This is a genomic window from Pseudomonas sp. LBUM1655, from assembly GCF_059716085.1.
Genome location: NZ_CP166801.1, coordinates 5,656,893 through 5,679,373, shown reverse-complemented (window position 1 = coordinate 5,679,373; position 22,481 = coordinate 5,656,893). Strand labels below are relative to the sequence as shown.

General features: G+C 59.6%; 18 protein-coding genes. 12 read left to right on the top strand and 6 right to left on the bottom strand.

Annotated elements, in window-relative coordinates:
• Positions 1-500: 500 nt before the first annotated feature.
• On the top strand, positions 501-1,019 hold the full coding sequence (locus tag ACA074_RS25565) for a glycine cleavage system transcriptional repressor (RefSeq protein WP_187680780.1): 519 nt from the start codon (positions 501-503) through the stop codon (positions 1,017-1,019).
• 222 nt (positions 1,020-1,241) lie between these two features.
• Here the strand turns inward: ACA074_RS25565 and rarD are convergent, their stop codons facing one another.
• The 5 genes from rarD to ACA074_RS25540 form a co-directional block, all read right to left on the bottom strand.
• Positions 1,242-2,129: an EamA family transporter RarD gene (gene rarD / locus ACA074_RS25560; RefSeq protein ID WP_187680781.1), complete on the bottom strand. Its 888-nt coding sequence runs from the start codon at positions 2,127-2,129 to the stop codon at positions 1,242-1,244.
• A gap of 161 nt (positions 2,130-2,290) precedes the next feature.
• Positions 2,291-3,265, bottom strand: coding sequence for a serine/threonine protein kinase (locus tag ACA074_RS25555; protein ID WP_187680782.1), 975 nt, complete (start codon positions 3,263-3,265; stop codon positions 2,291-2,293).
• Positions 3,266-3,426: 161 nt separating this feature from the next.
• A complete protein-coding gene (locus ACA074_RS25550) occupies positions 3,427-5,328 on the bottom strand; it encodes a PhoX family protein (protein ID WP_497678002.1) in 1,902 nt (633 codons plus the stop codon).
• A 70-nt stretch (positions 5,329-5,398) separates the two neighbouring features.
• Complete coding sequence (locus ACA074_RS25545; RefSeq protein WP_497678001.1) at positions 5,399-6,163, bottom strand: TOBE domain-containing protein; 765 nt, start codon at positions 6,161-6,163, stop codon at positions 5,399-5,401.
• Between the two features lie 192 nt (positions 6,164-6,355).
• Positions 6,356-7,096 carry a ComFC family protein gene (locus ACA074_RS25540; RefSeq protein ID WP_497678000.1) on the bottom strand — a complete coding sequence of 247 codons (741 nt, stop codon included), beginning with the start codon at positions 7,094-7,096 and terminating at the stop codon, positions 6,356-6,358.
• Between the two features lie 91 nt (positions 7,097-7,187).
• Here ACA074_RS25540 and bioB point away from each other — a divergent pair, with 91 nt between their 5' ends.
• The 10 genes from bioB to ACA074_RS25490 all read left to right on the top strand — a co-directional run bounded on the left by bioB (position 7,188) and on the right by ACA074_RS25490 (position 19,684).
• Entirely contained in the window at positions 7,188-8,243 is a 1,056-nt protein-coding gene (gene bioB, locus ACA074_RS25535; RefSeq protein WP_064388191.1) for a biotin synthase BioB, read from the top strand.
• A 178-nt stretch (positions 8,244-8,421) separates the two neighbouring features.
• Positions 8,422-9,600, top strand: coding sequence for an 8-amino-7-oxononanoate synthase (gene bioF / locus ACA074_RS25530; protein WP_497677999.1), 1,179 nt, complete (start codon positions 8,422-8,424; stop codon positions 9,598-9,600).
• A complete protein-coding gene (locus ACA074_RS25525) occupies positions 9,593-10,324 on the top strand; it encodes an alpha/beta fold hydrolase (RefSeq protein ID WP_497677998.1) in 732 nt (243 codons plus the stop codon). Before bioF ends, ACA074_RS25525 begins: the two co-directional genes overlap by 8 nt.
• Positions 10,317-11,129, top strand: coding sequence for a malonyl-ACP O-methyltransferase BioC (gene bioC, locus ACA074_RS25520; RefSeq protein WP_497677997.1), 813 nt, complete (start codon positions 10,317-10,319; stop codon positions 11,127-11,129). Before ACA074_RS25525 ends, bioC begins: the two co-directional genes overlap by 8 nt.
• Positions 11,126-11,806: a dethiobiotin synthase gene (gene bioD, locus ACA074_RS25515; RefSeq protein ID WP_187680789.1), complete on the top strand. Its 681-nt coding sequence runs from the start codon at positions 11,126-11,128 to the stop codon at positions 11,804-11,806. The genes bioC and bioD overlap by 4 nt, the downstream gene beginning before the upstream one ends.
• A 108-nt stretch (positions 11,807-11,914) precedes the next feature.
• Entirely contained in the window at positions 11,915-12,211 is a 297-nt protein-coding gene (locus ACA074_RS25510; RefSeq protein WP_187680790.1) for a pyrroloquinoline quinone biosynthesis protein PqqE, read from the top strand.
• Between the two features lie 277 nt (positions 12,212-12,488).
• Positions 12,489-14,294: a phenylacyl-CoA dehydrogenase gene (locus tag ACA074_RS25505; protein ID WP_187680791.1), complete on the top strand. Its 1,806-nt coding sequence runs from the start codon at positions 12,489-12,491 to the stop codon at positions 14,292-14,294.
• 222 nt (positions 14,295-14,516) lie between these two features.
• Positions 14,517-15,806: a GGDEF domain-containing protein gene (locus ACA074_RS25500; protein ID WP_187680792.1), complete on the top strand. Its 1,290-nt coding sequence runs from the start codon at positions 14,517-14,519 to the stop codon at positions 15,804-15,806.
• Between the two features lie 90 nt (positions 15,807-15,896).
• Positions 15,897-17,693: an acyl-CoA dehydrogenase C-terminal domain-containing protein gene (locus tag ACA074_RS25495; protein WP_401268145.1), complete on the top strand. Its 1,797-nt coding sequence runs from the start codon at positions 15,897-15,899 to the stop codon at positions 17,691-17,693.
• 212 nt (positions 17,694-17,905) lie between these two features.
• Positions 17,906-19,684 carry an acyl-CoA dehydrogenase C-terminal domain-containing protein gene (locus ACA074_RS25490; protein ID WP_497677996.1) on the top strand — a complete coding sequence of 593 codons (1,779 nt, stop codon included), beginning with the start codon at positions 17,906-17,908 and terminating at the stop codon, positions 19,682-19,684.
• Positions 19,685-19,911: 227 nt separating this feature from the next.
• Here ACA074_RS25490 and ACA074_RS25485 read toward each other — a convergent pair whose 3' ends face one another.
• Entirely contained in the window at positions 19,912-20,841 is a 930-nt protein-coding gene (locus tag ACA074_RS25485) for a LysR family transcriptional regulator (RefSeq protein WP_187680795.1), read from the bottom strand.
• A gap of 169 nt (positions 20,842-21,010) precedes the next feature.
• Here ACA074_RS25485 and ACA074_RS25480 point away from each other — a divergent pair, with 169 nt between their 5' ends.
• Positions 21,011-22,294: an aspartate aminotransferase family protein gene (locus tag ACA074_RS25480; RefSeq protein ID WP_497677995.1), complete on the top strand. Its 1,284-nt coding sequence runs from the start codon at positions 21,011-21,013 to the stop codon at positions 22,292-22,294.
• The last annotated feature ends 187 nt before the right edge of the window (positions 22,295-22,481 follow it).

Here is a 22,481-nt window from a genome sequence, read left to right as displayed (position 1 = left end):
GGCCTTGATGACGGGGCTTTCAGGGTTGCGAACATGCCTTGGGCAGACATCGATTCAGCGTTATGTAGTGCGTGCCGAGGCATACTACATGATGAGTTGCGCTTGTGAAAATCAGACTAATTACGTCGTTCTGCGACCACATGACGCATTGCGGTCACAGCGCGGAACGGGATGTTCTCAAAAAACCATTGGATTGTTCCAGCTAAATATAAAAAGTTGTACACATAAATGCTGTGGGGCTGCTAAGGGACAGTCCGGGTGTACCCGCTTTTGTGGTGAGGGGATTCATCGGAATGCCGCACCACCCCGATCGGCTGCGCAGCAGTCGTGAAACCTGCCTGCACGGTGTATCTGCCAGAAAGCGGGGGGCGGCTTCGCCACCCATCGGGGATAAATCCCCTCGCCACAGGTATGCGCTCACTTGGAGCATTGCTGCTCAATTCCGGGGCTTGCCTATACTTGCCCTTCGATAACAAAAGTCATGACAAGAGGGCTGCGCCATGGACCATCTCGTACTCACCGTCTTCGCTCCGGACAAGCCCGGGCAGGTCGAGCGCATCGCCCAATGCATCGCCGAACATGGCGGTAACTGGCTGGAAAGCCGCATGTCGCGGATGGCCGGGCAGTTCGCCGGGATTCTTCGAGTGGGCGTACCGGCGGAGGCTTACGACGAATTAGTCGATTCCCTACAAGCGCTGTCGGCTCACGGCATTCGTGTGTTGATCGCTGAGAGCGGGATCGAGCAATCCTGCACCTGGAAACCGATCGCCATGGAGTTGGTGGGCAATGATCGTCCGGGAATTGTTCGCGACATCACTCGGCTGCTGAGCGAGCAGGGCGTCAACCTCGAACGGCTGATAACCGAAGTGCGCCCGGCACCGATGAGCAGCGAGCCGTTGTTCCACGCCGAAGCGATTCTCGCGGTGCCGTTGACGCTGTCACTGGATGTGCTGCAATCGCGCCTGGAAACCCTGGCCGATGATTTGATGGTGGAACTGGTGTTACGCACAGACGTTTGAGCGGAGTCAGGTTATCCAGTTTAAAGGTGAGCCTGCCTGTGGATAACCTGTAGAGACTGATCGCCAGCCCACGTCGGCCGTGGCTTTGCTTGAGTTGATCAAAAAACCGCCAACATTCAGTGACTTGCGCACAAACGGCGGAGATCACGCTGTGGATAACCTTGGGAAGGAACGATGCAGGCCACGAGAACCGTGGCCTGTGAGGGTTTGTACGTTTTTTGATCAGGTGCGGCGGCGTAAACTTATCCACGCATCGACGCTGTACACGGCCAGACCGGCCCAGATAAACATGAACGCGATCAGCGTGCTCGACGACAAGTGCTCGCCGAACAGCAGCACCGCTTGCAACAACACCAGCGTCGGTGCGATGTATTGCAGGAAGCCGATGGTGGTATAGGGCAGGTGCCGGGTGGCGGCGTTGAAGCACACCAGCGGTACCAAAGTCACAGGGCCGGCCGCGACCAGCCACCAGGCTTGCGACGTTGTCCAGAATTCCGGTTGAGCGCTTGTCGCGGTCTGATTGAACAGCAACCAGGCGATGGCGATAGGCACCAGCATCCAGGTTTCCACCACCAGCCCTGGCAACGCCTTGACCGGCGCCTGCTTGCGGATCAAGCCATAGAAACCGAAGGTCAACGCCAGCACCAGCGACACCCACGGCAGACTGCCGACCTGCCACACCTGCTGCGCCACACCGACCGCCGCCAGCCCTACCGCGAGCCACTGCATACGCCGCAGACGCTCGCCAAGAATCATCATCCCCAGCAACACGTTCACCAGCGGGTTGATGTAGTAACCGAGGCTCGCTTCAAGCATGCGCCCGTTGTTCACCGACCACACATACGTCAGCCAGTTGGCGGCGATCAGCGTGCCGCTCAACGCCAGAATCGCCAGACGCTTGGGGTTGTCGAGCAATTCGCGCAACCAGCCTGGGTGCTTCCAAACCATCAACAGCAGCGCGCCAAACAGCGCCGACCACAGGACTCGATGGATGATGATCTCGACCGCCGGCACTTCGGCGATGGCTTTGAAGTAAATCGGGAACAGGCCCCAGATGATGTAGGCACTCAGACCCAGAATGTACCCGCGACGCGGGTTGGCGGCTTGCATGCAGAATCCTTGCTTAGGCAGCTAACAAAGCAGGGATTGTAAGGAGGTTGTATAGATGTGTCGTGTCAGAAAGGAAAAAGATCGCAGCCTTCGGCAGCTCCTACAGGGGAAATGTATTCCAGGGTAGGAGCTGCCGAAGGCTGCGATCTTTTGATCTTTAATCAGAAAAGTTTCAGTGGCTCTTCATTCAGTGCCGAAAGCTGCTCACGCAACGCCAGCACCTGATCGCCCCAGTAGCGCTCAGTCCCGAACCACGGAAAGCTGTGCGGGAACGCCGGGTCATCCCAGCGCCGCGCCAGCCAGGCGCTGTAGTGCATCAGGCGCAACGCGCGTAGCGGCTCGATCAGCGCCAGTTCGCGCGGATCGAAATCGTGGAATTCGTTGTAGCCGTCCATCAGTTCCGACAATTGCCCCATGCATTCCTGCCGGTCACCGGCGAGCATCATCCAGATGTCCTGCACCGCCGGGCCCATGCGGCAGTCGTCGAGGTCGACGATGTGGAACATTTCGTCGCGGCACATCATGTTGCCGGGGTGGCAGTCGCCGTGCATACGGATGTTCTGGTGCGGTGTGGCGGCGTATACATCTTCCACGCGCTTGAGCAGGTCACGGGCGACGGACTCGTAGGCCGGCAGCAGGCTTTTGGGGATGAAGTTGCCTTCGAGCAATGTGGTCAGCGAGGCATGGCCGAAGTTTTTCACGCCCAGCGCTTCGCGGTGTTCGAAGGGCTTGGTCGCGCCGACCGCATGAATGCGCCCGAGCAACTGGCCGAGGCGATACAACTGATCAAGATTGCCCGGCTCTGGCGCCCGACCGCCACGGCGGGGAAACAGGGTAAAGCGGAAGCCGGCGTGCTCGTGCAGGGTTTCGCCGTTGTGGATCAGCGGCGCGACCACCGGGATCTCGACGTCGGCCAGTTCAAAGGTGAACTTGTGTTCTTCGAGGATGGCTTCGTTGGTCCAGCGCTGCGGACGATAGAACTTGGCGATCAGCGGTTCGGAGTCTTCGATGCCGACCTGATAGACGCGGTTTTCGTAGCTGTTGAGCGCCAGAATGCGCGCATCGCTCAGGAACCCGATGCTTTCGACGGCATCGAGTACAAGGTCTGGTGTAAGGGTTTCAAACGGGTGGGCCATGCTGACTCCTGCGCGCAGCAGGCTGCCGCGTCCGGCCCAGCATGGTAGCGCAGATGGCAGGCAGTAAGGTGGATGGTGTCAGTGCTGACTCGAGCAGGCTCACTTCCACAAAGTCTTATGCAAAACCCTGTGGGAGCGAGCCTGCTCGCGAAAGCGGTCTATCAGGCGCCGACGATTCCGCCGTCCTCACGGGTAATCGCCATCACCGAAGACCGCGGCTTGCCATTCGGCAAATGCTCAGGGAAGGTCGACCCGCCGTTCTCTCCCGGATGCTGGATCCCGACAAACAACGTCTTCTGATCCGGCGAGAAGCTGATCCCGGTCACTTCACAACCAATCGGCCCGACCAAGAACCGGCGAATCTCCCCGGTCTTTGGATCGGCGCAGAGCATCTGGTTGTTACCCATCCCGGCGAAATCCCCGGCATTGCTCGAATCGCCGTCAGTGAGAATCCACAACCGGCCAGCCTTGTCGAAGCCCAGACCATCGGGGCTGTTGAACATGTTTTGCGGGGTGATATTCGACGAACCAGCCTTCGGCGTGCCGGCATGCACGCCCGGGTTGCCGGCGACCACGAACAAATCCCATGAGAACGTCTTCGACGCATGATCGTCGCGGTCGGTGCGCCAGCGCAGAATCTGCCCATAGACGTTCTTCGCGCGCGGGTTCGGCCCGCCCACCGGTTGGCCATCCTCGCCACGTTTGGCGTTGTTGGTCAGGGTGCAATAAACCTGGCCGTCTTTCGGACTGACCACGATCCATTCCGGGCGGTCCATGCGCGTGGCGCCAACGACACTGGCAGCGAGGCGCGCGTGGATCAGCACTTCGGCCTGATCGGCGAAACCGCTGCTGGCGTCGATGCCGTTCTTGCCGTGGGTCAGTTCGATCCACTGGCCCTGGCCTTTCGGGTGGTCGGGATTGCTGTCGCCGTTATCGAACTTCGCCACGTACAGCGTGCCGTGATCGAGGATGTCGCGGTTGGCTTTGGCGTTGCGGTGGTTGATGCGGTCGCGGCTGACGAACTTGTAGATGAACTCGCCACGCTCATCGTCGCCCATGTACACCACGGCGCGGCCGTCGTCGGTTTCGGCCAGAGCAGCGTTTTCATGTTTGAAGCGGCCCAGCGCGGTGCGTTTGACCGGGGTCGATTGCGGATCGAACGGGTCGATCTCGACCACCCAGCCGTGACGGTTGAGTTCGTTAGGGTTTTTGGCCATGTCGAAGCGCGGATCAAACGGATGCCAGTTGATCTCGCGGCTGGCGGCCGAGACGCCGTAGCGTTTCTGCGCCGGGTCGAACTGCTGCTGGGCGTTGCTGCTGCCGAAGCAGTCGGTGAAGTTCTCTTCGCAGGTCAGATACGTGCCCCACGGGGTTTTACCGTTGGCGCAGTTCTGGAACGTACCGAGGACTTTTTTGCCGTGCTTGTCGGCGCTGGTTTTCATCAAGTCATGGCCAGCGGCCGGGCCACCGATGCGCAGCGGCGAATTGCCGTGGATGCGACGGTTGTAGCGCGAGCCCTGGACGAACTGCCACTGACCGTTTCTGCGCTGCACTTCAATCACCGACACGCCTTCGCAGGCCAGCGCCTTGCGCACGTCTTCGGCCGATTGCGGCATGCCGCCGTGCGGGTAGAGGTAGCGGTAGTTGGTGTATTCGTTGTTGATGGCCATCAACGCGCGGTTTCTGTCGTCGGGGAATTCGAACAGGCTCATACCGTCGTTGTTGTCGCCGAACTGCACTTCCTGTGCGGCAGCGGTGCCATTGCCGCTCGGGTCGAAAGCCGGGCCGTTCTTTTGCAACGGCTGGCCCCAACTGATCAACACCGAGGATTTGTAGCCCTTGGGCAGGCTGATGACGTCGGTGGTCGCCGCCGGAATGCTCTCAAAGCCGAGCAAACGGCTGTTGCTGGCGCTGACACCCGCAGCCAGTGCGCTGCGGGTCAGCAGGTTGCCACCGAGAAACATCGCCGCGCCGCACAGCGCGCCGGCGCTGATGAAACCGCGACGGCTGAGGCCGACCATTTTTTCCAGATCAGTGGATTGGTTTTCTTCTAATAGGCTCACATCAGGCTCCCTGCTAGGTTTTGGCAGCTACCTTAATGAGCGTCGATGACGCTTTCGTTGCAGGGGCAGATTAAAGCGGTGTGCCGATCAGCACGTTGGACGGCGAAAACTGCACCTGCACCGGTTGTTCGACGGTCAGCCCGCGAGTGCGCAAATCGATCGGCTCGGCCAGCGCGCAGAGGGTGTGGCCGTTGGGCAGGGAAATACGCACTTCGCTGGGGCCGTCTTCGGCGTCGAGAATCGCTTCGATGGTGCCCTTGAGAAGATTGTGTCCGGACGTTGCCGGTTGATCGCTGGCGAGCAATTCGAGCCAGCCGGCCTTGATCAGCGCCACCACTTCGGTGCCGGTTTGTAGCTCCAGATGCAGGGTGCTGTCGTGGGTGATCTGCGCGTCAAGGCACAGGCCCTCGGCCAGTTGCAGGCGAATCAGGTCATTGCGCCCCTGGCTTTTGATCGCCACGACTTTGCCGTGCAACTGGTTGCGCGCGCTTGTGCGCAGCATCAAACGACCGAGCAGATCGAGGTCGCTGGCATCTTCAGCCGCTTCCAGCACTTGGGCCTGCAAGGCTTGCAGCTTTTGATAGAGGCGCAACACCCGCTCGCCTTCGCTGGACAGTCTGGCGCCGCCACCACCCTTGCCGCCGACCGCACGTTCGACCAGCGGTTTCTGCGCGAGGTTGTTCAGCTCATCGATAGCGTCCCACGCCGCTTTGTAACTCAGGCCTGCGCTTTTCGCAGCACGGGTGATCGAGCCCTGTTCGGCGATATGTTGCAACAGGGCAATACGCTGCGGACGGCGGACGATGTGCTGGGACAACAGGGTGGGCAGGGACATGAATGGATGCTTTTTTTGCTGTGGCTGTGGGAGTTGAAGTTGGCCGCTTGCGACGCGCGAGTCAAGCCGGACAAAGATCCCTGTAGGAGTGAGCCTGCTCGCGATAGCGGTGGATCAGCCACCATGGATGTTGGCAGTGATGACGCTATCGCGAGCAGGCTCACTCCCACAGGGAGTTGCAGTGTTCTTAAGTCAGGTGGCATCCCCCGGTTTTGGAGTGCGGGCCAGGCAATACACGTCCACTCTTGCGGCGCCCGCATCCCTTAGCAATCGAGCGAGAGCGCGGGTGGTCGCTCCAGTGGTCAGCACATCATCAATCAACGCCAGATGCCGGCCTTTGACGTCTGCATCCGGCGCCAGGGCGAAGGCACTACGCAGATTTTGCTTGCGCGCCTTGGCATCGAGTTCCTGCTGGGCGTTGGTGTCCTTGATTCTTCGCAGTACGTTTTCCTCGCACGGCAAATCCAACTGCCGGCTCAACCACCGCGCCAACATCGCCGCTTGATTGAACCCACGCTGACGCAGACGTTTGCTGGCCAGTGGCACCGGCAACAACATATCCGGGCGCGGCAACTCTTCATCGAAGCGATATAGCAGGTATTGTCCGAGAACGTCGGCGAGCAGGTGACCAAACGGCCATTTTGCGTTGTGTTTAAAACGCGTAATCAAACTGTCCACCGGGAAGCTATAAAGCCAGGGCACGGCGACCTGTTCGAACGCCGGCGGCTCTAGCAGGCACTCGCCACAGGTCAGGCCCGCTGCGGGAAGTGGCAGGGCGCAGGTCTGACAGTGGTCGCCGAGCCAGGGCAATTCGGTTTCACAGGGGACGCAGATTGGCGTTTCTGCATCTACCGGTTCATCGCACAGCAAACAGGTCTGTACGTTTTTTAAACAGATGTAAACCTGTCCTTCGTATCGTGGTTGACAGCGCATGACTCTTCCTTAAATATGCCGAACATCCGTGTAGCGCCTGTGGGTATTCCGTTTACCCACATGCCAGCCAAGCATAACCAAGGAATTACCCATGAGCGCGAGCACCACCGCCACCCTGCGTCACGATTGGTCATTGGCCGAAGTCAAAGCACTCTTCGTACAGCCATTCAACGACTTGCTGTTTCAGGCACAGACGGTGCACCGCGCCCATTTCAACGCCAACCGCGTTCAGGTTTCCACACTGCTATCGATCAAGACCGGCGCCTGCCCGGAAGACTGCAAATACTGTCCGCAGTCCGGTCACTACAACACTGGCCTGGAAAAAGAAAAGTTGATGGAAGTGCAGAAAGTCCTCGAAGAGGCTGCCCGCGCCAAAGCCATCGGCTCGACCCGTTTCTGCATGGGCGCGGCGTGGAAACATCCGTCGGCCAAAGACATGCCTTACGTGCTGAAGATGGTTGAAGGCGTGAAAGCCATGGGCCTGGAAACCTGCATGACCCTCGGACGTCTCGATCAGGACCAGACCGAAGCGCTGGCCAAGGCCGGTCTTGATTACTACAACCACAACCTCGACACCTCGCCTGAGTTCTACGGCAGCATCATCACCACCCGCACTTACAGCGAGCGCCTGCAAACCCTGGCCTACGTGCGTGAATCGGGGATGAAGATCTGCTCCGGCGGCATTCTCGGCATGGGCGAGTCGCTCGATGACCGCGCCAATCTGCTGATCCAGTTGGCCAACCTGCCGGAGCATCCGGAATCGGTGCCGATCAACATGCTGGTGAAAGTCGCCGGTACGCCGCTGGAAAATGCCGAAGACATCGACCCGTTCGACTTCATCCGCATGCTCGCCGTGGCGCGCATCCTCATGCCGCAATCCCATGTGCGCCTGTCCGCCGGCCGCGAAGCGATGAACGAACAAATGCAAGCCCTGGCGTTTTTCGCCGGTGCCAACTCGATTTTCTACGGCGACAAGTTGCTGACCACCGCCAACCCGCAGGCGGACAAGGACATGCAACTGTTCGCGCGCCTGGGCATTCAACCGGAAGCCCGCGAAGAACATGCCGATGAAGTGCATCAGGCTGCCATCGAGCAGGCGTTGGTGGAGCAGAAGAGCAGCGAGCAGTTTTATAACGCGGCTGTTTGATCGCCCCCGCGATCTCGCAGATTGAATGCAACCCCCCCCCCTGTGGGAGCGAGCCTGCTCGCGAAGGCGTTAGTCCAGTCGACATTTCTGTTGAATGTCCGACCGCATTCGCGAGCAGGTCGAATCGTCGCCCCGTCGCCCCCACAGGGATCTGTGTCATTTGAAAGTCGAGGCCTGCATGTCTTTCGATCTCGCCGCACGCCTTTCTGCCCGCCGTGCCGAAAATCTCTACCGGCAGCGGCCGCTGCTCGAATCCCCCCAAGGACCTGAAGTAGTGGTCGACGGTCAGCCGTTGCTGGCGTTCTGCAATAACGACTACCTGGGCCTGGCCAATCACCCGCAAGTCATCGAAGCCTGGCGCGCCGGTGCCGAACGCTGGGGCGTGGGCGGTGGTGCGTCGCACCTGGTGATCGGCCACAGCGGCCCGCATCACGCCTTGGAAGAAGCGCTGGCCGATCTCACCGGTCGCCCGCGTGCGCTGCTGTTTACCACCGGTTACATGGCCAACCTCGGCGCGGTCACGGCGCTGGTCGGGCAGGGCGACACGGTGCTGGAAGACCGGCTCAATCACGCTTCGTTGCTCGATGCAGGGTTGTTGTCCGGCGCGCGTTTCAATCGTTACCTGCACAACGATGCCGACAGTCTGGCCAAGCGCCTGGAGAAAGCCACCGGCAATACATTAGTGGTCACCGACGGCGTGTTCAGCATGGACGGCGATATTGCCGATTTGCCGGCGCTGGCCCGTGAGGCCAAGGCCAAAGGCGCGTGGCTGATGGTCGACGATGCGCACGGTTTCGGCCCGCTGGGCGCCAATGGCGGTGGCATCGTCGAGCACTTCGGCTTGAGCCAGGACGATGTGCCGGTGCTGGTCGGCACCCTCGGCAAAGCCTTCGGCACGGCCGGTGCGTTTGTCGCCGGCAGCGAAGAGCTGATCGAAAGCCTGATCCAGTTCGCTCGGCCCTACATCTACACCACCAGCCAGCCGCCGGCACTGGCCTGCGCAACGCTGAAAAGCCTTGAGTTGCTGCGCAGCGAACACTGGCGACGCGAGCATTTGCAGACGTTGATCCGCCAGTTCCGCCACGGCGCCGAACAGATCGGTCTGGAGCTGATGGACAGCTTCACGCCGATCCAGCCGATCATGATCGGCGACGCTGGTCGCGCGGTGCGTCTGTCGCAAATGCTGCGTGAGCGTGGGCTGATGGTCACTGCAATCCGTCCGCCGACCGTACCCGCCGGCAGTGCGCGACTGCGGGTGACCCTGACCGCCGCCCACAGTGAGGCGCAGGTACAGCTATTGTTGGAAGGACTGGCCGATTGCTTTGCGCAACTGTCATCGGAGCCAAGCCATGCGTGATCGCCTGATTCTGCTGCCCGGCTGGGGCCTCGGTGTTTCGCCGATGGAACCCTTGGCCGCCGCATTGCAAGGCCTCGACGAACACCTGCATGTCGAGATAGAGCCGTTGCCGGAGCTCGATTCCAGTGACCTGCGAGACTGGCTCGATGAACTTGACGAGCGCATTCCTCAAGACGTCTGGCTCGGTGGCTGGTCGCTGGGCGGCATGCTCGCCTCCGAACTGGCGTCGCGCCGTGGCGAACGTTGCTGTGGGTTGCTGACGCTGGCGAGCAATCCTTCTTTTGTCGCCCACGAACAATGGCCGAGCGCGATGCCCGGCGAGACATTCGATGCGTTTCTTGCCGGATGTACAGCTGATCCCCGGATGACCCTCAAACGATTTTCTTTGCTGTGTGCCCAAGGCGCGCAAGACCCGCGTGGCTTGTCACGGCTGTTACTTGGCGCTGCTCCCAGTGCTGCGCCGGCAACATTGATGGCGGGGCTGGAGCTGCTCGCGCAACTGGACACGCGTGAAGCCCTGCAGGCGTTTCGCGGCCCGCAGTTGCATCTGTTCGCCGGGCAGGACGGATTGGTGCCCGCAGAGGCTGCAGGCGAATTGTTCGCCCTGTTGCCGGATATCGAAATTGGTCTGATCGAACAGGCCAGCCATGCGTTTCTTCTGGAAGACCCCCATGGAGTGGCGGGTGCAATCCAGGCTTTTTTACATGAGTGCGGTGATGACTGATTTGTCCCTTGTTGCGCTGCCCGGTGGCTTGCCTGACAAGCGCCAGGTCGCGGCCTCTTTCTCCCGCGCGGCGGCCAGCTACGACAGTGTCGCCGAGTTGCAACGTGATGTCGGTACACAGTTGCTGCAGCGCTTGCCGATGGATTTTGTACCGGCGCGTTGGCTGGATATGGGTTGCGGCACCGGTTATTTCACTCGCACATTGGCCGAGCATTTTGCCGATGGACAAGGGCTGGCGCTGGATATCGCCGAGGGCATGCTTGACCACGCCCGTCCGTTGGGCGGCGCTGAGCATTTCATCGCCGGTGATGCGGAACGGCTGCCGTTGCAGGATTCGACCTGCGATTTGATCTTCTCCAGCTTGGCGGTGCAGTGGTGTGCGAATTTCGATGCGGTGCTCAGCGAAGCTTTTCGCGTGCTGAAACCGGGCGGTGTTTTCGCGTTTGCTAGTCTTTGTGTTGGAACGTTGTACGAATTGCGTGACAGCTGGCGTCAGGTCGATGGTCTGGTACACGTCAACCGCTTCCGCGAATTCGCCCGTTATGAACAGTTGTGTGCGGCCAGTGGTTTGCGCACAGTGAGTCTGGAGAAGCAGGCGCATGTGCTGCATTACCCCGATGTGCGCAGTCTGACCCATGAATTGAAGGCATTGGGTGCGCACAATCTGAACCCCGGACGACCGGGCGGATTGACCGGGCGTGCGCGGATTCTGGGACTGGTCGAGGCTTACGAGCAATTCCGTCAGGCACAGGGACTGCCGGCGACTTATCAAGTGGTTTATGCCGTGTTGGAGAAACCCGTATGAGCGCAGCCTATTTCATCACCGGAACGGACACCGACGTCGGCAAAACCACCGTCGCTGCTGGATTACTGCACGCGGCGCGCTCGGCAGGCTTGAGCACAGCGGCGGGCAAACCGGTGGCATCCGGTTGCGAAGTCACGCCTAAAGGATTGCGCAACGCTGATGCGTTGGCGCTGTTGGCCGAGTGCTCATTGCCACTGAGTTATCAACAGGTCAATCCGGTGGCGTTCGAACCGGCGATTGCGCCGCATCTGGCGGCGCGCGAGGCGGGTGTCGCGCTGACGGTGCAATCGTTGTTGGCGCCGATGCGCGAGATTCTGGCGATGAATGCCGATTTCACTTTGATCGAAGGCGCGGGCGGCTGGCGGGTGCCGCTGGCGGATCAGGATAATCTTTCGGATTTGGCCATTGCGCTAAAGCTGCCGGTGATTCTGGTGGTCGGCGTGCGGTTGGGTTGCATCAGTCATGCGCTGCTGACGGCCGAGGCGATTGCCCGGGATGGCCTGCAACTGGCGGGGTGGGTGGCGAATATCATCGATCCGAAGACATCGCGACTGGAGGAAAACCTGGCAACACTGGCCGAGCGGATTCCGGCGCCTTGCCTGGGGCGGGTGCCGAAATTGAAAGCGATGAGCGCTGAGGCCGTGGCTGAACATTTGCAATTGGATCTGCTCGACTAAGCTTTTAACTATGAACAGGCACTGTGCCATTAGTGTTTTTGACGGGTGTTTTTCTGGCGCCTCTGGTTCAATGGCGGCAATTGATCCTTCCCAAGGATGAGAACTGTTATGGAAATCTCCGGTAACACAGCTTTTTATGCGGGTTTGAGCTCCATTCAGACCGGGCAGAATCGCGTCGATCAGGCAGCCAGCCAGATCGCCAATAACACCATCGAACGTTCAGTTACCAGCCAGTCTTCCGAAGTACAGGTTGATCGTCTGCGTGGCGTGGATCGCAGCCAGCAGTCAGATTTGGCCAGTAACATGGTCGAGATGTCTCAGGGCAAGATTCAGGCAGAGCTGGGTGTGAAAGTCGCCAAAGCATCCGATGAAATGCTTGGCACGATTATCGACACCTTCGCCTGATTTTTTAAGCTCCGTGCATGTTAAACGCCGCGCCTTGTCGCGGCGTTTTTCGTTCTAAGTCCTTCTCTCTCAACTAATCTTTATTTATCGCCCCGTGGCTCGTTCGAGCCCATGGCGGTTTGTTGTGTCCGGCGTTTGAAAAATGCGATGACGAACGGCAAAAGATCGACGCTTGACAAGATTTCGGCGTAAACGTATGTTTCAAACAACTGTTTGACCGTCACAACAAATCAACACGGTCGTTCATTCCCGGTTACATCAGCAGAGGTTTATCGCTATGCCTGACTACAAGGCCCCCTTGCGTGATATTCGCTTCGTTCGTGACGAACTGCTCGGCTACGAAGCGCACTATCAGAGCCTCCCGGCTTGCGCAGACGCAACTCCGGACATGGTTGACGCCATTCTCGAAGAAGGCGCCAAGTTTTGTGAGCAGGTACTGGCGCCGCTGAACCGCGTGGGCGACATCGAAGGGTGCACCTGGAGCGAGTCCGGCGTGAAAACCCCGACTGGCTTCAAAGAGGCTTATAAGCAATTCGTTGAAGGCGGCTGGCCAAGCCTTGCCCATGACGTCGAGCACGGCGGTCAAGGTCTGCCTGAGTCGCTGGGTCTGGCGGTCAGCGAAATGGTTGGCGAAGCCAACTGGTCGTGGGGCATGTACCCAGGCCTGTCGCACGGCGCGATGAACACCATTTCCGAGCACGGCACCCCTGAGCAGCAAGAAGCCTATCTGACCAAACTGGTTTCCGGCGAGTGGACCGGCACCATGTGCCTGACCGAACCGCACTGCGGCACCGACCTGGGCATGCTGCGCACCAAGGCCGAACCTCAGGCCGACGGTTCCTACAAAGTTTCCGGCACCAAGATCTTCATCTCGGCCGGTGAACACGACATGGCCGACAACATCGTCCACATCGTACTGGCCCGCCTGCCGGACGCACCGGCTGGCACCAAAGGCATTTCCCTGTTCATCGTTCCAAAGTTCATGCCGAATGCCGATGGTACCGTTGGTGCGCGCAATGCTGTGACCTGCGGTTCGCTGGAACACAAGATGGGCATCCACGGCAACGCTACTTGCGTAATGAACTTCGACGGCGCCACCGGTTACCTGATCGGCCCGGCGAACAAAGGTCTGAACTGCATGTTCACCTTTATGAACACCGCACGTCTGGGTACCGCGCTGCAAGGTCTGGCCCACGCCGAAATCGGCTTCCAGGGCGGCCTGAAATACGCTCGCGATCGTCTGCAAATGCGCTCCCTGACTGGCCCGAAAGCGCCGGACAAAGCCGCTGACCCGATCATCGTGCACCCTGACGTACGCCGCATGCTGTTGACCATGAAGGCATTCGCCGAAGGCAACCGTGCGATGGTGTACTTCACCGCCAAACAGGTCGATATCGTCAAATACGGTGTGGACGAAGAAGAGAAGAAGAAAGCCGACGCACTGCTGGCCTTCATGACTCCAATCGCCAAAGCGTTCATGACCGAAGTCGGTTTCGAAGCCGCCAACCACGGCGTACAGATCTACGGCGGCCACGGCTTCATCGCCGAGTGGGGCATGGAGCAGAACGTCCGCGACAGCCGCATTTCGATGCTGTACGAAGGCACCACCGGCATTCAGGCACTCGACCTGCTTGGCCGTAAGGTGTTGATGACTCAAGGCGAGGCTCTGAAAGGCTTCACCAAGATCGTCCACAAGTTCTGCCAGACCAACGAAGGCAACGAAGCCGTCCAGGAATTCGTTACTCCGCTGGCTGCACTGAACAAAGAATGGGGCGAGCTGACCATGAAGGTCGGTATGGCTGCCATGAAAGATCGCGAAGAAGTCGGCGCGGCCTCCGTGGACTACCTGATGTACTCCGGTTACGCCTGCCTGGCCTATTTCTGGGCCGACATGGCGCGTCTGGCAGCCGAGAAGCTGGCAGAAGGCACTGGCGATGCGGCGTTCTACACTGCCAAGCTGCAAACCGCGCGCTTCTACTTCCAGCGCATCCTGCCGCGTACCCGTACACACGTGGCAACCATGCTGTCGGGCGCCAACAACCTGATGGACATGAAAGAAGAAGACTTCGCACTGGGCTACTAAGTCCCAGGGAAGTTTTCACAGCCGCTGTTCCTTCGGGGACAGCGGCTTTTTCATGCCTGATGAAATATTGTTTAAGCGATGAAAATTCCCCACTAAAACGCTAAGAAAAGCGGTTTTCCTGCCGTTAAAGAGGCTTCGATGTGACGCACGTCACACCGCATGTGCTTAACTGCTCAAAATGCAGGCACAATGCCATCTTTTGCCGGGTCGGAGTCCTACCCCTTGCCGCGTTCTTCCGCTGTACGTTTCAGCCATTTCATACCTTCACTGCTGTTGTTGCTCGCGGGGTTGGCGGCTGCGTACGTCAAAGACCTCAACGTGTTTTTCACGTCCCTGTTTAACGTACTGCCCACTCTGGTGCTGCTGTTGGGTGGCGCTTACTGCGCGGTTTACCGACGTCAGCGCGAACTGTTTCTGATGCTCACGGTGTACATCGCCTACTTTCTGCTCGATACCCAGACCGACTATTACCGCGACAACGGCAAAGTGCGCGAAGACGCCGCCGTGGTGTTCCATCTCGTCTGTCTGCTCCTGCCGTTGTTATTCGGGTTATTCGCAGCGTGGCAGGAGCGTACCCACCTGTTTCAAGACATGGTCGCCCGGTTTGCCGTGCTGCTGGCGTTCGGCAGCGTGGCGCTGGGGCTTGAGCAAAGTTACCCACAGGCGCTGCTGATGTGGCTTTCGGAGATCCGCTGGCCGGCGCTGCACGGCGCGTGGATGAGCCTGATCCAGTTGTCTTATCCCGTTTTTATCTCGGCATTTCTGCTATTGGCCTGGCAATACTGGCGCAACCCGCGTCCGTTGCACGCGGCGCAACTGGTCGGGTTGCTCGGCGTGTTCTGGATGCTGCCGAAAACCTTCATCCTGCCGTTTACCCTGAACATCATGTGCAGCCAGGTGATGTTGATGATCGCCGCCGCCGTTGCACACGAGGCTTATCAAATGGCCTTCCGCGACGAACTCACCGGTCTGCCGGGACGTCGCGCGCTCAACGAACGTATGCAGCGTCTGGGCCGCAACTATGTGCTGGCGATGAGTGATGTCGATCACTTCAAGAAATTCAACGACACCCACGGCCACGATGTCGGTGACCAGGTGCTGCGTCTGGTCGCCAGCAAACTCTCCAAAATCAGCGGAGGCGGTAGGGCGTATCGCTATGGCGGTGAGGAATTCGCCCTGGTGTTTGCAGGCAAAACCCTTGAGGAGTGCATGCCGCACTTGGAGGTAATCCGCGAGTCGATCGCGTCCTACAACATTCAACTGCGCAACCAGGAAAACCGCCCGCAGGACGATCAGCAAGGTCGTCAGCGTCGCGCAGGCTCCGGCGCTTCCAGCGTTTCGGTCACGGTCAGTATCGGCGTCGCCGAACGGATAGAGCAGCGCAACCCCGAACAAGTCCTCAAGTCCGCGGACGAGGCGCTCTACAGCGCCAAGGGCGCGGGGCGTAACTGCGTGGTGGCGTTCGGGCAAAACCGCCGTGGCGCGGTGCGCATGGACTCCGCCGCAGGTTGAGTGATGACGGCGCATTCAGCGTCTGGACAGTGATTGTGGGGCGTGGTGCCCGGCAGTAGGTTGGAGAAATCTGCTGACGGAGAAGCCACCATGCCCGACTACAAAGCTCCCCTGCGCGACATGCGCTTTCTGATCGACCACGTCTTCGACTTCCACGGCAACTACGCCGCCCTCGGCGCCCACGACGCCAGCCCGGACATGATCAACGCGATCCTCGAAGAGGGCGCCAAGTTTTGTGAGAACGTTCTGGCACCGCTCAATCGTAGCGGTGACGAAGAGGGCTGCCATTTCGACAACGGTGTGGTGACAACGCCTACAGGCTTCAAGCAAGCCTTCGCACAATACGTTGAGGGCGGCTGGCATGGTCTGGCAGCGGATCCGACCTACGGTGGCCAGGGCTTGCCGAGTTCGCTGGGGCTGGTGATCAGCGAAATGGTCGGCTCCAGCAACACCTCCTGGGGCATGTATCCGGGCCTGACCCACGGCGCGATGTCGGCGATCCATGCCCACGGCACCGAAGATCAGAAAACCACGTACCTGAGCAAACTGACGGCCGGCCAATGGACCGGCACCATGTGCCTGACCGAAGCCCATTGCGGCACTGATCTGGGCATCATCAAGACCCGCGCCGTGCCTCAAGCTGACGGCAGTTACGCGGTCACCGGCAGCAAGATTTTCATCTCTGCCGGCGAGCACGACATGAGCGACAACATTATCCATCTGGTGTTGGCCAAGCTGCCGGACGCGCCGGCGGGCACCAAGGGGATTTCACTGTTCATCGTGCCGAAATTCCTCCCGGATGCTGTGGGCGAGGCGGGTGAACGCAACGGCGTTTCCTGCGGCTCGATCGAACACAAGATGGGCATCAAGGCTTCAGCTACTTGCGTGTTGAACTTCGACGGCGCCAAAGGATTTCTGATCGGCGAGCCGAATAAAGGCCTGAACTGCATGTTCACCATGATGAACCACGCGCGGCTCGGCACCGGCATGCAGGGTTTGTGTCTGGGTGAAGCGAGTTTCCAGGGCGCGATCAAATACGCCAACGACCGTTTGCAGATGCGTGCCCTGACCGGTGCCAAAGCCCCGGATAAACCGGCCGACCCAATCATCGTTCACCCCGACGTGCGGCGCATGCTGCTGACCATGAAAGCCTTCAACGAAGGCAACCGCGCGCTGACTTACTTTACCGCTCAACTGCTCGATACCGCGCACCTGAACAGTGATGCCGATGCGCGTCAGGAGGCCGAAGACTTGCTGGCGTTCCTCACGCCGATCTGCAAGGCCTTCATGACCGACACCGGGCTGGAAGTGACCAACCACGGCATGCAGGTGTTCGGCGGGCATGGCTTCATTCGTGAATGGGGCATGGAACAGTTGGTTCGCGATTGTCGGATTGCGCCGATCTACGAAGGCACCAACGGTATTCAGGCGCTGGATCTGCTCGGGCGCAAAGTGCTCGGCAGTCAGGGCAAACTGCTGCGCGGTTTCACCAAAATCGTCCACAAGTTCTGCGCGGCGAATGCCGGGCATGCGCAACTAGGCAGTTTTGTTGCGCAGCTCAACGACCTCAACCAGCAGTGGGGCGACCTGACCATGAAGGTCGGCATGGCGGCGATGAAGAATCCGGACGAAGTCGGTGCCGCGTCGGTGGATTACCTGATGTACAGCGGCTACATCATCCTCGGTTATCTGTGGTTGCGCATGGCGCTGGTGGCGCAGGCGCAACTGGAGGCGGGCGAGGGCGATGGGGATTTCTGCCGGGGCAAACTGGCGACGTGCGAGTTTTATTTCAAGCGGTTGCTGCCAAGAACGGCTGCGCACCGTGCGGCGATTGAGGCGGGGAGTGATTGCTTGATGAAGCTGCCGGCCGAAATGTTTGCGCTTTAAGGAAGATCAAAAGATCGCAGCCTGCGGCAGCTCCTACACGGGATCGCGTTTTACCTGTAGGAGCTGACGAAGGCTGCGATTTTTTTCTTGTGACTAAAAATAACAAATCAGTCACCGGTTGACCCTATGTGTCGCAAAAGTTGTTGGGGTACACTCGGCCTCAATGAAAACACCCTTCCACGAATACCTGTTTAGATCTTGCGAGGTTTGCCATGGCTGACTACAAAGCGCCGCTGCGCGATATGCGCTTCGTCCTCAATGAAGTGTTCGAAGTCGCCAAACTCTGGGCCGAACTGCCGGCGCTGGCCGAGACTGTCGACGCCGAGACCGTTGAAGCGATTCTCGAAGAGGCCGGCAAGGTCACCAGCAAAAGCATCGCGCCCCTGAGCCGTGCGGCAGACGAAGAAGGTTGCCGCTGGGCCGACGGAGCCGTCTCCACGCCGGCCGGTTTCCCACAGGCTTATCAGACTTACGCTGAAGGCGGTTGGGTCGGTGTTGGCGGTGATCCGCAATACGGTGGCATGGGCATGCCCAAAGCCGTTTCGGCCCAGGTCGAAGAAATGGTCAACTCCGCCAGCCTGTCCTTCGGTCTGTACCCGATGCTGACTGCCGGCGCCTGCCTGTCGATCAACGCCCACGCCAGCGAAGAGCTGAAAGCCGCGTACCTGCCGAACATGTACGCCGGCGTCTGGGCCGGTTCCATGTGCCTGACCGAGCCGCACGCCGGCACCGACCTGGGCATTATTCGCACCAAGGCCGAGCCTCAGGCCGATGGTTCCTACAAGGTCAGCGGCACCAAGATCTTCATCACTGGTGGCGAACACGACCTTACGGAAAACATCATTCATCTGGTTTTGGCCAAGCTGCCTGACGCACCGGCCGGCCCGAAAGGTATTTCGCTGTTCCTGGTGCCGAAGTTCATGGTCAATGCCGACGGCAGCCTGGGCGCGCGCAATCCGGCGAACTGCGGTTCTATCGAACACAAGATGGGTATCCAGGCATCCGCCACCTGCGTGATGAACTTCGACGAAGCCGTCGGTTATCTGGTTGGTGAGCCGAACAAAGGCCTGGCCGCGATGTTCACCATGATGAACTACGAGCGTCTGGGCGTCGGCATTCAGGGCCTGGCCACTGGCGAGCGCTCCTATCAGAACGCCGTCGAATACGCGCGCGACCGTCTGCAAAGCCGTTCGCCAACTGGCGCACAGAACAAAGACAAAGTCGCTGACCCGATCATCGTCCACCCGGACGTGCGGCGCATGCTGCTGACCATGAAAGCCTCGAACGAAGGTGGCCGTGCGTTCTCCACTTACGTGGCGATGCAACTCGACACCGCCAAGTTCAGCGAAGACGCGACCACGCGTAAACGTGCTGAAGATCTGGTCGCCTTGCTGACGCCGGTGGCCAAGGCGTTCCTGACCGATCTGGGTCTGGAAACCACCGTCCACGGCCAGCAGATTTTCGGCGGCCACGGCTACATCCGCGAGTGGGGCCAAGAGCAATTGGTGCGTGATGTGCGCATCACACAGATCTATGAAGGCACCAACGGTATTCAGGCGCTGGACTTGGTGGGGCGCAAGATCGTCGGCAGCGGCGGCGCGTACTACCAACTGTTCGCCGACGAGATCCGCCACTTTACCGCTACGGCGAGTGCTGATCTGGGTGAATTCACCAAGCCGCTGAACGACGCTGTCGATACCCTCGACGAGTTGACGGCGTGGCTGCTGGATCGGGCGAAAAACAATCCGAACGAAATCGGCGCAGCCTCGGTCGAATATTTGCAAGCGTTTGGTTACACCGCTTATGCCTACATGTGGGCACTGATGGCCAAAGCCGCGTTCGGCAAGGAATCGCAGGAAGATTTCTACGCCAGCAAGCTCGGCACCGCGCGCTTCTATTTCGCCCGTCTGCTGCCGCGCACTCACTCGTTGAGCGCGTCGGTGAAGGCTGGTAGCGAGTCGCTGTTCCTTCTGGATGCAGCGCAGTTCTGATGCGATGACGTGATGTAAGCATTCGCTTACATCACGTGCTGCTGTTCTCCCATATGCGCGGATTGGATCCACGGCTAATCTACATTTCATGGACGTCGCGCAGGAAGCGCAAAGCAACAACAGGGACACGTAGGATTCTGCCAGGGTGGCGGAGTGAAATGGATGTCAGGGAAACAGTCTGCAAAGCCCCGCTTCGGCGGGGTTTTCTTTTGTCTGCAGAAAAGTTTTCAGGCCCGGGAATCCAGCGGCGGCGCGCCCTTGAGCGGTTTCTCTTCGCGCCCCATCACTTCTTCCAGCAATGTCCGCAGCAACGCCAAAGACGCCTGCTGACGTTGTACGTCGCGACACACCAAGCCCACCTTCAGCGGCACCCGTGGTTCGCTCAATGGTTTCCAGAGCAAATCCTCATCGTCGTATTCTTTTTGCGATTGGCCGGGCAGCACTGTTGCCAGTTTGGTGTGCGGCAAGCTGTCGAGAATCCCCACCATATTGTTCAGCTCTGCCTGCACCTGCGGGCGCCGACCGAGGCTGGTCAATTGAGCCTGCCAGATCTGGCGAATCTGAAACTCTTCTCCGAGCAGCAACATCGGCAATTCGGCAGCCTGTCGGATCGAGACTTTCTTGAATTCACGCAACGGATGATCCGCCGGGATGACCAGCGTGAGCTCATCTTCATACAGCAGCACACCATGCAGCCCGGGCTGACGCGGCGGCAGATAGCTGATGCCGATATCCAGTGAGCCATTGAGCAGGCGCCGCTCGATCTCCAGCCCCGTCAGTTCATAGATCTGCACAACCAGATGCGGTTGCGCCTTGCGCACCCGCTCAAGCATTTGCGGTACGAGGCTGGTGTGCACCGTTTGCAGCACACCGATTGCCAACGTGCGCAGTGCCTGGCCCTTGAAGTTGCCCAACGCCTCCCGGGCCCGTTGCAAACCATCGAGCAAAGGCAACGCGTGGTTGTACAACGTATGGGCGGCGAGGGTCGGCAGAAGGCGTTTGCTGCTGCGTTCGAACAGAGTGACATCGAGGTTCTGTTCGAGCTGGCGGATCTGCTGCGAGAGTGCCGGTTGCGAGATCGACAGGCGTTCGGCGGCCCGCCCGACATGACCTTCTTCGTAGACCGCGACGAAATAACGCAGTTGTTTGAAATCCATAAGTAATGCTTATCGAAAATGCTGGGAAATCGAAATGGCCCGGAGCCGTCAGTGAGCCTAGTCTAACCGCATTCACAAGGCTTACAGGGCCAGAGAGCGCGATGAATAGCGTTTGCTTCGACAGTGTTTGCATAGGCAGTTCAAAAAACCTCAATGGAGGTTTTTTCCAATGAATCTGTTCAGTTTGCGCCGCCCGGTGCCGAGTCTGGATGACCTCGCTTTCGAGGCCGATCAGCCTGTTGCTGGGGGCAGCCTGAACGCCGATCGGCTGATGCCCAGCGTCGAGCGGCCCCAGCAGGTCTTCGTCCGTGGCCAGGGTTCCTGGTTGTGGGACAGCAACGACCGCGCTTATCTCGACTTCTCTCAGGCTGGCGGCGCCAACAGCCTCGGTCACAGTCCGTCGGCTCTGGTCAAAGCCATCGCCAGTCAGGCCCAGGCGCTGATCAATCCGGGTTTCAATCTGCACAATCGCGGCATGCTCAGCCTCGCCGAACGCCTTTGTGCGAGCACCTCGAGCGATCAGGCTTATCTGCTCAACAGCGGCAGCGAAGCCTGTGAAGCGGCGATCAAACTGGCGCGCAAGTGGGGTCAACTGCATCGCGGCGGCGCCTCGCGGATCATCGTTGCGAAGCAGGGCTGCCACGGCCGTAGTCTGGCGACGATCTCGGCGTCGGACAGTGCGAACCTGCCCAACCGCTTCGCGCCGTTGTTGCCTGGCTTCGATCTGGTGCCGTTCAACGATTTGCCGGCAATGCATGCTGCAGTGGATGCGCAAACCGTAGCGATCATGCTTGAACCGATCCAGAGCGATGCCGGCGTCATTCCCGCCACCGAGCATTACCTCAAAGGCGTCGAGCGTTTGTGCCGTGAGCTGGGCATCCTGTTGATCCTCGACGAAGTGCAGACCGGCATCGGGCGATGCGGCACCTTGCTCGCGGAACAGTCCTACGGTGTACACGCCGATATCGTCGTGCTCGGCAAAGGTCTCGGAGGTGGGGTGCCATTGGCGGCGCTGCTGGCGCGAGGCAAGGCGTGTTGTTTCGACGCCGGCGAACTGGGTGGCACCCATCACGGCAATGCGCTGATGACAGCTGCAGGGTTGGTGGTGCTCGACAGCGTGCAGGACCGGACTTTTCTCGAACAGGTTAGAGAAAACGGCCAGCACCTGTGCGAAGGTCTGGCGCGATTGGCCCACCGCTATGGCCACGGTGAACTGCGCGGTCAAGGCCTGTTCTGGGGACTGAGCCTGTCAGACGACTCTGCAGCTGCTGTCATCAATGCCGCACTGCACGAAGGCCTGCTGCTCAACGCCCCGCAAGCCAACTGCCTGCGTTTCACCCCGGCACTCACCGTCAGCAAAACCAATATCGACGAAATGCTCCTGCGTCTGGCCCGCGCCTTTTCCCGCGTGCGCACTGCGCAACTGCAATGCCGTAAGGGGATTGCCGTCTGATCCGAAACGTCCTACCCGAATTGAAGAACCGTCTCGCGGTATAACGCACGCCCCACGCCTGATTCTTTTGGCGTGGGGCGTTTTTTTGTGTGGGGTAGTGGCGAACAAATGGCGATAGCACTGAACCCTGACGAACGGCAAATGTCGATTAGCTTGTATGGCTCAAGTGAGCCAACCCCCAATCAGG